General features: G+C 73.8%; 13 protein-coding genes. 5 read left to right on the top strand and 8 right to left on the bottom strand.

Annotated elements, in window-relative coordinates:
- Positions 1-11 precede the first annotated feature (11 nt).
- Entirely contained in the window at positions 12-584 is a 573-nt protein-coding gene (locus ACIBEA_RS21730) for a phospholipase A2 (protein ID WP_399263263.1), read from the bottom strand.
- 180 nt (positions 585-764) lie between these two features.
- On the opposite strand from ACIBEA_RS21730, the gene ACIBEA_RS21725 reads away from it, so the two are divergent.
- The 3 genes from ACIBEA_RS21725 to ACIBEA_RS21715 are packed head-to-tail and all read left to right on the top strand — an operon-like array spanning position 765 to position 3,702.
- Positions 765-1,901: a sensor histidine kinase gene (locus ACIBEA_RS21725; RefSeq protein WP_399263261.1), complete on the top strand. Its 1,137-nt coding sequence runs from the start codon at positions 765-767 to the stop codon at positions 1,899-1,901.
- Positions 1,898-3,040, top strand: a complete 1,143-nt coding sequence (locus ACIBEA_RS21720) for a hypothetical protein (RefSeq protein ID WP_399263259.1) — start codon at positions 1,898-1,900, stop codon at positions 3,038-3,040. The genes ACIBEA_RS21725 and ACIBEA_RS21720 overlap by 4 nt, the downstream gene beginning before the upstream one ends.
- Positions 3,013-3,702 carry a response regulator gene (locus tag ACIBEA_RS21715; RefSeq protein ID WP_399263257.1) on the top strand — a complete coding sequence of 230 codons (690 nt, stop codon included), beginning with the start codon at positions 3,013-3,015 and terminating at the stop codon, positions 3,700-3,702. The genes ACIBEA_RS21720 and ACIBEA_RS21715 overlap by 28 nt, the downstream gene beginning before the upstream one ends.
- Positions 3,703-3,744: 42 nt before the next feature.
- Here ACIBEA_RS21715 and ACIBEA_RS21710 read toward each other — a convergent pair whose 3' ends face one another.
- The 7 genes from ACIBEA_RS21710 to ACIBEA_RS21680 all read right to left on the bottom strand — a co-directional run bounded on the left by ACIBEA_RS21710 (position 3,745) and on the right by ACIBEA_RS21680 (position 9,983).
- The gene (locus ACIBEA_RS21710) at positions 3,745-4,152 is read right to left on the bottom strand and encodes a DUF3224 domain-containing protein (RefSeq protein ID WP_399263255.1); all 408 of its coding nucleotides are present in this window, start codon (positions 4,150-4,152) and stop codon (positions 3,745-3,747) included.
- A gap of 71 nt (positions 4,153-4,223) precedes the next feature.
- Entirely contained in the window at positions 4,224-5,549 is a 1,326-nt protein-coding gene (locus ACIBEA_RS21705; RefSeq protein WP_399263253.1) for a GNAT family N-acetyltransferase, read from the bottom strand.
- A 254-nt stretch (positions 5,550-5,803) separates the two neighbouring features.
- Complete coding sequence (locus ACIBEA_RS21700; RefSeq protein WP_399263252.1) at positions 5,804-6,199, bottom strand: ATP-binding protein; 396 nt, start codon at positions 6,197-6,199, stop codon at positions 5,804-5,806.
- Between the two features lie 162 nt (positions 6,200-6,361).
- The gene (locus tag ACIBEA_RS21695; protein WP_399263250.1) at positions 6,362-7,345 is read right to left on the bottom strand and encodes a hypothetical protein; all 984 of its coding nucleotides are present in this window, start codon (positions 7,343-7,345) and stop codon (positions 6,362-6,364) included.
- A gap of 122 nt (positions 7,346-7,467) precedes the next feature.
- Entirely contained in the window at positions 7,468-8,343 is an 876-nt protein-coding gene (locus ACIBEA_RS21690; protein WP_399263248.1) for a hypothetical protein, read from the bottom strand.
- Between the two features lie 2 nt (positions 8,344-8,345).
- Positions 8,346-8,945 (bottom strand): papain-like cysteine protease family protein, encoded by a 600-nt coding sequence (locus ACIBEA_RS21685; RefSeq protein ID WP_399263246.1) that lies wholly within the window; start codon positions 8,943-8,945, stop codon positions 8,346-8,348.
- A 531-nt stretch (positions 8,946-9,476) separates the two neighbouring features.
- Positions 9,477-9,983, bottom strand: a complete 507-nt coding sequence (locus ACIBEA_RS21680) for a hypothetical protein (protein WP_399263244.1) — start codon at positions 9,981-9,983, stop codon at positions 9,477-9,479.
- A gap of 366 nt (positions 9,984-10,349) precedes the next feature.
- On the opposite strand from ACIBEA_RS21680, the gene ACIBEA_RS21675 reads away from it, so the two are divergent.
- Together ACIBEA_RS21675 and ACIBEA_RS21670 are read left to right on the top strand one after the other, a co-directional pair.
- Positions 10,350-11,051 carry a TNT domain-containing protein gene (locus ACIBEA_RS21675; protein WP_399263242.1) on the top strand — a complete coding sequence of 234 codons (702 nt, stop codon included), beginning with the start codon at positions 10,350-10,352 and terminating at the stop codon, positions 11,049-11,051.
- Positions 11,052-11,179: 128 nt separating this feature from the next.
- On the top strand, positions 11,180-12,772 hold the full coding sequence (locus tag ACIBEA_RS21670) for a hypothetical protein (RefSeq protein WP_399263240.1): 1,593 nt from the start codon (positions 11,180-11,182) through the stop codon (positions 12,770-12,772).
- Positions 12,773-12,926 lie beyond the last annotated feature (154 nt).

Below are 12,926 nucleotides of genomic sequence, written 5' to 3'. Positions count from 1 at the left end.
GACGTACTGCTTCACCAGCCGACGTACTGCTTCATCGAGATCCTGATGTCGTGGAGCTTCCACGGGACTTCGCCGAAGACGCGCACGCCCCGGTAGTACAGCTCGGCCATGTCGTCGCACGCCGCATTGGACTTCATCGCGGTGCAGGAGGCGTGCATGTCGTTGCGGAACCATTGGTCACAGGTGGCCCGGTCCGCCCAGCGGAACTTGTAGCAGCCGTCGTGGTGCTTGCACGCGTGGTGGAAGTCGAAGCGCCCGGTGAGGTAGCCGTACAGCGCGAGGGGCGGCTTGCCGTACACGGTCCGGATCGTGTGGAGGCCGTCGTCGGGGACGTCCGTGCAGCCGTCGGTGTCCCAGTACTCGCCGCCCTCGTTGAACGGGGTGGCGTTGACGCCGGGGCGGGTGGTCGCCGCAGCCGTGGACGCGGGGACCAGCAGCAGGACCCCGCCGCCGAGCACCGCGGTGGCGGCGGCGACCAGCCGCCGGCGGACGGCGCCGCCCGTCCGGGGCCGGCGGTGCGAGTGGGGCCGCCGCTTCGGCTGCGGCTGTGGATTCGAGTGCACGTGCGGGTGCGGAGTGGACATGGTGCCTTCCTCGTCGCAGGGGCGAGCAGGGACCGGCCGGGCGGCCCGTCCCCGGGCCCAACGCTAGGGAAACGGAAGCCGGTTGGGAGTCGTGCGACCGACCGACAGCACGCGGCCCGACCGACCGGCACAATCGAATCCGCGGCTCGACACACGGGCCGGACGCGCGAGGGAGGGCTCATGCCGGTAGCCGACAGCGCGGTCGCCCACCTCTACCTGCTCGGCCACCGCTACGTGGCGGTGATCCGGATCGCGACGGGCGTCCCGACGCTCGTCGTCGCCTCCTGGGCGGCGCCCGCCGCTCCCTCCGCGCGGGTGGCCTTCGCCGTCCTGGCGCTGGCGACGGTGTGGAGCGCCGTGTACGTACGGGCCCTGCTCCGGGGGCCGGGGGCGGCGGCGACCTTGACCGACGCCGTCGTCCTGGCGGCGCTGGCCGCGAGCGCGCCGTGGTCGGTGCCGCTGGACTGGCTGGAGCACGGCAGGTCCTGGCTGCTGCCGTTCCTGTCCTTCGCCTGCGTGGGCTACCAGTACTACGCGAGCCGGCTGCTCGGCGGGGTCGCGGCGCTGCTGGTGCTGTCCGGCGCCATCGTCGGCACGGCCGCGGCCCTGCCCGCGCGCGGCTCGCTCGACAGCCTGGTGACCGCGCTGTGGTCGCTCGTCGTCGCCCTGCTCGCGCGCATGCTGTGGGAACTGATGCTGCGCGGCGGCCGGCTGGCCGACGCCGACGCCGCGGACGCCGAGGCGGCCCGCGCCGAGCAGCGCGCGAAGGCGCGGATCCGGGCCGCCCGGCTGACCTACGACCGGACCCTGCACGACACCGCGGCCACGACCCTGCTGTGGGTCGGCTCGGGCGACGAGAACATCTCCCCGGCCCGGTTGGCGGCGCAAGCGGAACGCGATCTGGAACGGCTGTCCTGGGCGACGGAACCCGCCCTGGAGGCGGACCTGATGCGGCGGCTGCGGGCGGCCATCGGCCTCACGGCCGTGCGGGTCGAGCTGCGGGGGCCGCGGTCGCTGCGGCTGCCCCCGCAGGTGACCGTGGCGCTGGCCGACGCCACCGGGGAGGCGCTCGTGAACGTGGCCCGGCACGCCGAGGTGGGCCACTGCTCGGTCACCGTCACGAGCGACGGGTCGGGCGGGGGCGCCCGCGTCGAGGTGGCCGACGAGGGCATCGGCTTCGACCCGGCCGCCGTCGGGCCCACCCGGCGCGGGGTGCGCGCGTCCATCGTCGAACGCGTCGAGGAAGTCGGCGGCCGGGCCGACGTCAGGTCCCGGCAGGGCAGGGGAACCACCGTCAGTCTGGAGTGGCCACGATGAAGAGCTTCCACCGGGCGGACGGGCCGGCTGCCGCGGCTCCTGCCGCCGAAGAGTTCCTGTACCACCTGCGCCTCGCCGTGCTCGGCATCTCCTGCGTCGTGCTGCTGTCGATGAGCTGGCTGCGCAACCTCGACGCATACCGGCCGCTGTGGATGCAACTCCTGGCGTACGGACTGCTGTTGGGCATAGCCGTGGTCGAGGGGGCGTTCACGCTGCGCCGCCGGCCGTGGGGCGCCGAGCGCTGGGTCGGTGTGTTCCTCGCCCTCGGCGCGTCGGTCCTGTCCTGCGCTTCACTGCCCGCCGGGACGCCGACGACCGCCGCGGACTGGGCCTTCGGCACCGTCGGCTGGATCGGGGTCGTGCTGCTCCTGGACCGGCCGATGGCCGAGCTGGTCCTCTTCCTGGGCGCGCACGAGGCGATCACCGCGGTGAACCTCGCCCTGTCCGGGCCCGTGGACGAAGGCGCCGTACTGAACTTCGTCACCGGCTCCCTCGGCACGATCGGCTTTCCGCTGGCCTGCGGGGTGGCCGCCACCGCCCTGCGCCGCACCGCGCACGAAGCGGAGGCGGCCCGCCGGCGGACCGAGCACATCCGGCACTCCGAACGGATCGCCGCCCGGACCGCCCAGGCGCTCCAGGACAGTTACGCCGGTCTGCAGGACAGCACGGGCCCCCTGCTCCGCGGGCTCGCCGACGGGACCCTCGACAGCAACGACCCGGAGGTCCAGCGGGTCTGCTGGACCGAGGCCGCCCGGATGCGCCGGCTCTTCGCGGAGACCGACGACGTGGCGAACCAACTGGTGCACGAGCTGCACGAGTACGCGGACGCGGCGGAGCGGCGCCGGGTGCGGGCGGAGGTGATCGCCCACGGCACCCCGGTCGACCCGCCGCCGGAGGTCCGGTTGGCGCTCGGCGGCTTCCTGCTCCCGGCGCTGGCGAGCGCCCGGAGCTGGGCCAAGGTCACCGTGGTCTTCACCCCCGATTTCGTCTCGGTGCAAGTGGTGGGCGACTGCGGGGCGATCGAGCCGGCGCCCCTGGGTCCCTGCGCGCCCGAGATCTCGACCGACAGCTTCTTCGACACGGATGACGACACCCTCTGGATGGAGGCGCAATGGCGGACGAGCCGATCACCGTCGTGATCGTCGATGACCACGAAGTGGTCATCGACGGAGTGCGTGGATGGTGCGAGCGGGCGCAGCCACCGATCCACTTCGTCTCGGCTGGCGGGCAGCTGAGCCGGGTGTGGACCGGCGAGGGCGCCCGGGCCGACGTCGTCGTCTTCGACCTCTGCTACGTGACGAACAAGGTCTACGAGTTCCACGAGCTGCGCCAACTGGTCAGCAGCGGGCGCCGGGTCGTCGTGTTCTCCGGGGAGGAGTCCGCCGAGGTCATCCTGCAGTGCGGGCGGCTGGGGGCCATGTCCTTCGTGACCAAGGCAGAGGGCGAGAAACACCTGATCAACGCCATCCGCGCCGCCAAGGAGGGGGAGACGTACACGGCTCCCCGGCACGCGGGCACGATCGTCGGTGCCCGCGCCCCCGACCGCCCCGACCTCTCCGAGAAGCAGGTCGAGGTCCTCCTCGCCTGGTGCGGCGGGCTGTCGAAACCGGCGGTCGCCCGCAAGCTCCACATCACCCCCAGCACGGTCGCCACCCACATCGAGCGGGCCCGCAGGCGCTACGACGAGGTCGGCCGCCCCGCCCCGAACAAGGTCAGCATGACCAACCGGCTGATCCAGGACGGTCGGCTGAGTCCCAGTCAGGCCGACCCGCTCGCCAACGACCCCTGGGACGAGACGTAGCACGCCGACCAGCTGCCACTCGCCCGGCCGAGTCCAGACGGCTCAGCCGAGCTCGTAGTCGAACCACATGCGGTGCGTGCCATCGGCGTCGACGGCCATCCCGCCGGCGCCGGTGATGCCGGCCAGCTCGCCGGTGCCGCTGGAGGGCACGATGGTGAAGAACTCCGCCGTGCGGTCGACGCCGGACGTGGTCGCCGAGTGCGCGAAGTTGAAGGCCCCTTCGCGGCCCCCCAGCGAGCCCTCGAAGGACTCCATGGCCACGTAGGTGCCGACCCCGGTGGACTGGTCGAAGGCGGCGGTGAACAGGGTCGCCGAGCGCCCCACGGCCTCCCCCTCGAAGTGCTTCTCCATCGTCGCGACGCCCACCGGGGTCCCGGTGGGCACGGCCGGTTCCGGCTGCAACGCGGCGGGGGTGAATCCGGTGACGGTGAAGGTTGCCGTAGCTCTCATGCACCGACGGTACCGAGGGGGTCCGACAACGGCGGCCGACCCGCGCCCGGCCCGTGGCCGACCTGCGGGTTTCAGAGCCGCGGCAGCAGGGAGCGGCAGAAGCCGTGCGGGAGCCAGGGCGCGGCGGGCGAGGCGAAGGCCGTCGTGGCGGCGGCGAGCGCGCCCGGGGTGTGCTCCCGCACCCGGCCCGCGGCGGCCAGCTCGGTGAGGGTGGTGCCGCCCAGGTAGGCCGAGCCGAGGGCGCTGGCGTCCAGGGCGAGGTCGGGGGCGTCGTACGTACGGGCGCACACCGCTCCGGAGGCGTCGCCGGTGAGCCGCCAGCGGCCCCGGTTCCAGGGCGCGAGGGCGTCGTCGAGGTCCAGGACGAGGTCGAGCGGGGCGGCGTAGGAACGGGCCGTCAGCGCGATCGGGGCGTCGACGACGCGCACGTAGAGGCTGTCGAGCACGGTAGGGGCGCAGCGCCGCACGTCGGAGACGAGGTGGAGCAGGGCGTCGTCCACGGGCCGGTTGGGGGCCACGACGCGCGAGGTGAGGTCGGTGTCGAGGAGGAAGCGCCACAGGGCGGCGTAGGCGCGCGGGTCGGTGGCCTCGACGTCGCGGACGCGGACGGTCCCCTCGGCGGTGTTCGCGGCCGACCACGCGACGCTCACGGCGTAGCGGGCGTAGCCCACGGGCCGGCCGTCGATCCGCGCGACGACGCACTCCAGGGGGCGGGCCCCGGCGCGGGTGGCGGGCGGGTCGAGCAGCGGGAGGTGTTCCCAGCCGGGAGCGCGGGCCAGCATCCCGGGGCGGGTGGGGACCTGACGCGCGTAGATCTCCTCGGTGATCTCCAGGGCCTCGTGCGGGTCTTCGAGGGTGAGGGTCAGCGGCGGGGCCCCGGCGGGCTCGGCGGGCGTGCGCAGCGAGATCCGGCGCGACTGGACGTCGAGGGAGAGTTGGCGGGCGGCGGCTCCGTAGCCGAACCGTTCGTAGATGGGCGCCTCGGAGGCGGTCAGGACGGCGAGGGGTTCGCCCTGGCGCTGGAGGGACTCCAGTTGATGGCGCATCAGGTCGGAGAGGATCCCGCGGCGCCGGTGGGTGGGCCGGACGCCGACCATGGTGACGCCCGCGGTCGGGACGAGGTGCCCGCCGGGGACGCTCATCCGGAAGGAGAAGATCCCGGCGGTGCCGACGAGGTCGGCGCCGTCGCGCACGGCCACGCAGCGCTCGGGCTCGGCCAGGCGCCGCCACAGGGCGGTCGCCCCGGCCGGTTCGCTCTCGTGGAACGCGTCGAGCACGGCGGTGTAGAAGGCGTCCCACTGGCCGGGCAACAGGGCACGCACGTCCCAGGCGGGCGGGCGTACGGCGCGGGGCGCGGAGGGAGCGGTGGTGCGGGCATGCGTGGTGGACGAGGACATCGGGGCGCCCTTCCGAGGAGCTGTGGTGATCGGTCAGCGACCATCTCTAGCAATCGGAGTCGAATGTTCACAGAGGGTGAGACCTGTTCACGCCACGGACCCCCGTCCTTCGATTCGGGCAGGTGGAGGCCATGTACGCCTTGCCATCCACGGGCTCGACAACGATGTACCAGCTACTCCACCACCGGGCGCGCTCGGTTTTCTTTGGCCTGTTCGGGGCCTGTTCGGGGCCCGTCCCGGACCGTCGGCTCCGGTCACGCGGGGGCGGCGCCGAGGCAGAACCAGAGCCACTTGCCGTGCCCGAAGGTGCTGAAGCCCCAGGACCGGCTCAGGGCCGCGATGATCCCGAGGCCGCGGCCGCCCTCCTGGTCGGCACACCCCGTGCGGGTACGGTCGGCGGCCGGTGCCAGCTCGGCGTGCCCGTCGCGGACCGCGCACATCAGGCTGCCCGTCTCCGCGTCGTGATTGATCACGAGGCGGATCCGGTCGCTGACCGTGTGCTCCACCGCATTGGCGACCGCCTCGGAGAGCGCGAGCCGCCCGTCGTCGGCGAGCTCTCCGGCGCCCACGCACTCCCCCAGGGCCCGCCGGGCCGCGGAGGCGGCGGCGGGGGTGGCGGGCAGCGTGATGTCGATCAGGTGAGCAGACACGGCGGGCTCCTCGGCGTCCGGCAGGTGACGTCCCCCTCCTTCCACGGTAGGCACCTCAGGTGGATCGCATACCGGCCGATGGGCCGTGCCGAACCGGCCTTTCGGAGGATGGTCACGGCGCTCGCCGCGGGCGCCCCCGCCGACCCCGCTCGTCGACCTCCGTCAGCGGCCCGTCGCGCGGCTCAGGCCGGCGTCGTGGCCCATCCAGTCCCACCCATCGGCTCGGGCCCGCTTCGCCGGACCCAGCGTGACCCGGACGAGGGGCTCTCCTTCGAACGAGGTCCGTTCCACCGCGATGACCTGCACGTCGGTGCGGTCGGGCACGATCGCCTCGCCCTCACCCGTGCTCGACACGTTCAGCGCGGTGTTCAGGGGCCGAGTGGGCACTCCGGCGAAGGTGTACAGCACCCGCTCCGAGCCGTGCTCCTTGCGATGGCCGAGGAAGGACGCGGCCTTCTCCTCCGAGGTCGAGACCGAGGTGGGCGCCTGTGTCCGCAGCACGTCACCCGGCTTGTGGGCGAAGCGTCCCGCCAACACCTCCGCGCGGTAGTAGGGCCTGCTCTTCCCGGGCGCGGAGGGAAGCCGGAAGGCTTCGCGGAAATGGTCTGCCAACTGGGCCGGCTTCATCCGGAGGAACTTCGCGAAGAGCGGCTCCATCAGGCGGACGTCGTCGTCACGGCCGCAGTCGGTGAGGGTCCTGCGCAGTTCGTAGGCCACTTGCCCGGCCGTGGGCCGGCGCAGCCCGGCGTCGCTCAGGTCATCGCGGTTGCAGAGGCGGAACATCTGGGAGATGTAGGCGGAACCCAGCTCGGTCCCGTAGAACCACGCCTCCGCCCGGCTCAGGATCCGCCGCTCCTCCTCCTGCTCGTTGCGCTGCTGCTTGGCAGCGGCCCGCTGCTGCGCCCCGCTCCGCTCCTTCCGCGTCTCCTGGGTCCACTCGAACAGCTGCCGGGCGAGGTCGGCCCGCCCGCCGCCCTGCCTGTACCCGTACCTGCTGCAGAAGCTGCTGGCGGAGGCGAAGGGGCCCGCCTCCTTGAGGTACGCCTGCAAGTCCTTGTCGACCTGTTTCAGCTTGTTCTGGGCCTTCTGCTGGCTCTGCTTGCCGGTGTACGCGAGTTTGACCTGGTTCTTGTGGGTGACGTACATGTCTGGCTTGCCTTCCGGGAGGACGGTGCGGGCGCGGGAGGGAGGTGTCGTCCCTTGCCACGGTCCCGCGCGGGGGCTTCCTCCGGTTCACCCGATCGACCGTGATCCAAAGACGCCCACCATCACCCTTCGGCGCGGCCTGAGGGCCCCCGGGCGGGGCGGGTGCCGGCCAGGCCGGCGGCGGTGAGCACCAGGCCGGTCAGGGCGGCCAGGGCAAGCGGCAGGGCGGGGGCCCGGGCGCCCCGGTCTCCCCCGCCGGCCGCGGGGGCGTCGCCGCCGGCCAGGCCCGAGGCGTCGTACGGGGAGCCGGGGAGCCGGTCCGCGTAGCGCGCGGCCACCTGCTGCTGGTAGGCGGTGGTGGACAGGGCCGGCGCGCCCAGGACCGAGGCGGCCTCGGCGTGGAGCGGCTCGACGCGTTCGCCGTCCCAGGCGTACCAGGTGTTGGTCTGCGGCTCGCGGAACGCGGTCCGGTCCGGGCCCGCGGCGCGGGCGTGGCGTTCCTCCTCGTCGCCGGAGGCGACGGAGACCACCTGCCAGCCGTCCCCGGCCGGGGACGGGGCCGTGCGGATGGTGGCCGTCCGGCCCGTCGCGTCGGTGGCCGTGGTCGCAGCGCCCTCGGCACGGGCGGGCCCGGCTCCGGGCAGGCCCCGGACGAAGTCGGGGTCGAGGACGTGGACGGCGACGGTGGCGCCGAGCCGGGGCGGGGCCGCCCCCGTACCGCTGGCGGAGTGGTCGTCCGGGGCGCGGCCGCCGGGCGGGGCGGAAGCGGCGGCGCCCGGTGCGGAGCGTTCCCGGTCGGCGGCGAGGAAGGCCTCGACCGTGCCGAGGGAGTGCGGCGCGCCGGCCGCTTCCCGGGCCCGGACCAGGTCGACGGGCGCCGGGCCGCCCGCGGCCGAGACGGCGGAGGCGGGCGCCCCGAGCGCGAGGAGGGCGGCGGCGACGAGCATGGGGACGGCCGTGCGACGGCGCGGCGGGCGTGCGGTCACAGTCAGGGTCACGGTCATCCCTTCCCGATCTCGTAGAGCGAGTGGGTCCACCGGAAGGAACCGTTGTCCCTGTAGTAGTCGTGCGAGCCCCAGTTGTAGCGGGTGTAGGAGGGCCAGGGGTCGCCCCAGTACACCCACTGCTTCGCCTCGTCGTAGCCGTAGATGACGTGCATGTGCCCGCCGCCCGAGGCCCAAAGGACCCTGGTCTCTACGGGGCGGCCCGCGTCGATCTCCGTCTTGAGCGTGCTGTAGCGCAGCCAGCCCGTGACGTACGTGCCCGGCGCGATCCCGGCCCACCGCAGGGCCCGTTGGACGTGGCCCAAGTCGGCCTGGTCGTTGGGGCATTCGGTGTCCTGGCGCCGGTCGAAGGCGGCGTTGCAGAACGCGTTCTGCGTACGGTCCCTGCCCAGTTGCCGTGCGATCGTCGAACCGGCCGCGGCCCAGCACCAGTTGGTCTTCTCCTGCTTGCGCATCTCGATGTCGATCCGCACCGGTGCGGCCTGCGCCGTGCCGGTGGCGGCGACCGCGGCCGCGCCCACGAGCGCGGCGACGAGGACGGGACCGTATCGGTGTCGGCCGCGGACGGCCCGGGGGCCTATGTCGTCCTTCCGCATCTGACGTCCTTCCCCGGGGGACGCCCGCGGCGGTCTCCCGGCGCCCGGTACTCGGTACTGGTACTCGGTACTGGTACTCGGTACTGGTACTCGGTACTGGTACTCGGTGGCCCGGCGCACGGTCCGCGGACGCCCCCCGTGCCGGGGCCCGCGGCGCGGGCCCGTTTCTGACGGGGAGTGAGCGCGGCCGACGCTACCGGCGGCGCGGGGCGGCCGTACATGCCAAAGGGAAAGTTGTCCGGCATATGACCTGATGTGCTCGTACGGGCGCACGGGGCCCGGCCGGGCCCGGTGCGCGGCCCCGGCACGGCAGTACGGGCTGGTGGGGCGGGCCGGTGGGCCCGGCCCCACCGGCCCGGAGGACCCGGCCCCGGCGGTAGCGGGGTGCGGGTCCGGTACGACCGCGCCCGGGCCGCCGGACCAGCCGCTTCGCGCGGGACGGCGCGCGCGGGGGCGGGGCCGGCTACCGATCCGGTGCGCCCGGGGCCGTGTTGGCCCGGACGCACCGCATGGGCGGGAAGGGCGGCCGGACTACATCCAGATGGTGGAGGTGGCCACCACCCGGGCCCGCTCGGGCTGCGCGGGGTCGCCGTAGCGCACCTCGACCCGCGGGTGCGAGCGGATGAACTGCGCGTCGGTGACGGTCACTTGGCGCGGGTCCTTGACCGTGGCCGACACGAGGTCGAGGTTGCGGAACAAGCCCCGGTCACCCGTCGCGGGCGCGTAGAGGAAGAACACGCCGCCCGTGTAGCTGCGGGCGGCCGTCGCCTCGTCGAGGGTGAGGGCCCAGTGGCTCAGCGGCTGCCCGCCGTGCCAGGTGGTCACCTGGCGCGCGCGCAGCCCGTCGAGTTCGGCCCAGGCGAAGGGGTTGGGGGTGGAGGTGGGGGTGTCGGTCGTGGCCGCGGCGGCTGCGCCTCCGGGCTGCGCCGCGGCCTGCGCGGCGACCGGTGCGAGGCCGAGGGTCAGCGCAGCGGCGGCGGTCACGGCCGCCGCGGTGACGAGGCGGCGGGACGGAAGGGAAAGAGGTCGGGATGACAACGTCGTCTCCTTGGTCCGAGAGGTGCGGGCGCCGCTGTCGGGGTTCCGTCAGGGCCGCACCGCACCGGACGTGATCATTTGGCGGATCCGTGGATCTTGGCAATCAGACGGGCACGGATCAGGACAACTCGGGACCGTCCGGATATCACCGCCAGATCCACTCCCGGATCCGTGGCCGGGCCCACCCCCTTCCGGCGCCGCGGTCCCGCGCACCGCCGCGCGGGGCCCCGCCCGGCCGACATGTGACGGGTGCACGGGCACGTACGGCCGTCGACTCTGTCCGGATCGGGGTGCCGGGCGCGGGCCCCGCGCACCGCCGAGATGATCATGACGGGGATCCCCGCCCCCTCTGGAACGGAGCCCCCCGTGAGGCGGACCCGCACGACCGGACGCACCCTCCCCTCCCTGCTTCTCACCCTCCTCCTGCTCGCACTGACAAGCGCGCCCGCGACCGCGGCGCCCGCTCCCCCTCCCCCAACTCCCCTGCCGGCGACGGCCGACGTCTGCACGGGCCGGTTCGGCGACGACGCCCGGCTGGGCCCCGAGGTACTGCCCGCCGTCGGCCTGCACCCCCTGGGCGAGATGCTCACCGACTGGCACCGGACCGGCCCACTGGAACCGTCCGCGTTCCTCCAGCGGTACTGGGACGGTCCGCCGGAGACCGGCCGCTGGAAGTACCCGCCGCACGACGGCTTCGCCGAGCTGAACGGCGTACCGGACCGGACCGACGACGCGCTGCCCCCGGGCAGCGTGCTGGACCGCTTCGGCCCGGACAGCGGCAGCTTCCTCGCACCGGCGGGCGACCCCTACCCGGCCCGCTCCCTCCCGCCCCAGAGCCTGCGCACCCGCCCGGGCGGCGCCGCCTGCGACTACCACGTGTACGAGGTGCTGCGCACGCTGCCGGTGCGGCGCGGTCCCGCGGCGCCCTGGTTCGAACAGCCCGGCGGCGGAACCCAGTTCAAGCTGGACGCCGCCCTGTTGGACCCGGGCCCGGGACAGCGCCTGAACGTGAAGTGGCTCCTCGACCACGGCTACCTCGCCGCGCGCACCGCTGCCCCGGCGCCGTGACCGACCGCCACGCCCCCCGTGAACGTCCGCCGGAAGGGGACAGACCCTGTACTCATGGCGCTACCGCCCCGGGAGGGGTCCTCGTAGCGTCGGGAGGCGGAACCGACCGCACCTGTGAGGCAGCCCCCATGACCGAGACCAGTCCCGAGGCGGCGCAGCAACGGACCGCCGCCCGGCACCGCACGTCCACCACCACGCGTCCGAGCCCGACGTCGAGCGGCCCACCGGGGCGGATGGCGCAAGGACCGCTTGAGCGGACCGCCTTCGAGCGGGCCCGCCGACTGTTGGAGGACGCCGGCAACGACTGGGCGACGGCGAAGGAGATGTACGGCGGCTCGGGCGGCTCCGCGGACCTGATGCGCGAGGTGTTCTTCTACCGCAAGGTGCTCATCGACTCCATGCTCCTGTGGCTGCGCGAGCGCTACCCGCACCTGCGCATCCGCTCGGTCGGCAGCAACAACCCCACCTCGGACTACGACATCACGGTCAGCGGGGCCGGCGCGGCCGAGGCCGTCGCCCTGTTCAACGCGCGGTTCCGCGCCGAGTGGGGCAAGGAGTCGGCGACCGTCTTCGACGTGAACCTCTACGTCAAGGACTTCATGCCGGAGCGCGGCAACTTCGCCTTCCCGTACGTCCCCGGGACCCCGGGACTGCGCTGGCAGGAGACGGAGCTCCTGGTGGGCGACGGCCGGGAAGCGCTGCGGCCCCGGCGCTGGACGGCGCGGGCGGACGGTAGCTGGGAGGGTGTCGGGGCCCGCACCCTCAGTTCCGAGGCACCCGACCCGGTCGGCATCGTCGCGCCGACCGGCGCGGCGGCGCTTGAGGTGGCCGAGGCCGACCAGGACGTGGCCGCGCTGAGCAAACTGCGCAAGTACCTGACGGCCGATCAGTGGCGAAAGTATGTCGGGCAGTTGACCGACCTGCTGCCGGCCCCGGCGGCGGAGGTCGCCCGGGCCCGCCACGACGCGGCGGACGCCGTGCACCGCCGGGCCGTGCGCGAGCTGGCCGAACGGCTGCGCAAGGAGACGGGGCAGGTGCGGCCGGCGACGCACAACGAGGCGTACATCGAGGATCTCGAACAGAAGAGCCCCGACACCGTCATCCGGGCCCGCAACCTCATCTACGCCGAACACGCGGCCCGACTGGGCGAGGCCCAGCAGCAGTTCGCGGAGAACCCGTCCGACGACCTCGCGCTGCGGATCCGGCGGGACACGAGCTACGCGCTCTGGCACGCGATGGAGGCCTACCACTCCCAGGGCGCGGTGCTCGACGTCGTCGGCAAGCAGGCCGGGAGCGCGGTGAGCGTGACCGGCGCCCACTACCTCCAGTCCTTCAACGAGCAGCTCGGCGACCTGCTCAAGGACCTGCACCACTACGACGACGCGGGCGAGGCCTTCTACCGCAGCGCGAAGTACCTCCAGCGGATGACGGCCGCCGCCCGCCGCGTCCTGGAGACCTCGGGCTCGGGCCTCGCGGACGCCGATCTGGCCCTGCTGACCCAGCTGGAGGAGATCGGCTCGGCCGACGGCACCCTGCTGGCCCTGCGCGGCGGCAAGGAGGAGTACGAGACGACCTCCGCGACCGACCGCTCCGACATCGCCGCCGGCGTCTACGGCCGCACCCTCGCGATCAACGACCACAAGAGCCTGCGCCACTGCGTCCTGGAACTGTCCGCCCGGGTCAACGCCGCACTGCGCGGTGCGCGGCCGGAGCTGCCCTAGGGCCTGTCGTCAAAGTCGGGTCGTCGCCCGGAGGGCGGCCCCGCGGCGTCTGGTGCGCCCACCAGCACGCGGCCGGAGCCCGAAGGCAGAGTGGCCTGCAGAAGGAACCACCGGGCGGTGTCTTCGCCGAGCCCGGACCGCCGGAACCGACAGA

Origin of the sequence: Streptomyces sp. NPDC051555 (genome assembly GCF_044454405.1) — a bacterium.
Taxonomy (GTDB): domain Bacteria; phylum Actinomycetota; class Actinomycetes; order Streptomycetales; family Streptomycetaceae; genus Streptomyces.
The sequence above is the reverse complement of the archived record's forward strand: the minus strand, read 5'-3'. Positions and strand labels throughout refer to the sequence as shown.

Excerpts from the sequence above, each read along its gene's own strand:
- ACIBEA_RS21710 (WP_399263255.1), bottom strand. The coding sequence starts at position 4,152 with ATGAGAGCTACGGCAACCTTCACCGTCACCGGATTCACCCCCGCCGCG.
- ACIBEA_RS21670 (WP_399263240.1), top strand. The coding sequence starts at position 11,180 with ATGACCGAGACCAGTCCCGAGGCGGCGCAGCAACGGACCGCCGCCCGG.
- ACIBEA_RS21695 (WP_399263250.1), bottom strand. The coding sequence starts at position 7,345 with ATGTACGTCACCCACAAGAACCAGGTCAAACTCGCGTACACCGGCAAG.
- ACIBEA_RS21730 (WP_399263263.1), bottom strand. The coding sequence starts at position 584 with ATGTCCACTCCGCACCCGCACGTGCACTCGAATCCACAGCCGCAGCCG.
- ACIBEA_RS21685 (WP_399263246.1), bottom strand. The coding sequence starts at position 8,945 with ATGCGGAAGGACGACATAGGCCCCCGGGCCGTCCGCGGCCGACACCGA.
- ACIBEA_RS21715 (WP_399263257.1), top strand. The coding sequence starts at position 3,013 with ATGGCGGACGAGCCGATCACCGTCGTGATCGTCGATGACCACGAAGTG.
- ACIBEA_RS21725 (WP_399263261.1), top strand. The coding sequence starts at position 765 with ATGCCGGTAGCCGACAGCGCGGTCGCCCACCTCTACCTGCTCGGCCAC.
- ACIBEA_RS21705 (WP_399263253.1), bottom strand. The coding sequence starts at position 5,549 with ATGTCCTCGTCCACCACGCATGCCCGCACCACCGCTCCCTCCGCGCCC.
- ACIBEA_RS21720 (WP_399263259.1), top strand. The coding sequence starts at position 1,898 with ATGAAGAGCTTCCACCGGGCGGACGGGCCGGCTGCCGCGGCTCCTGCC.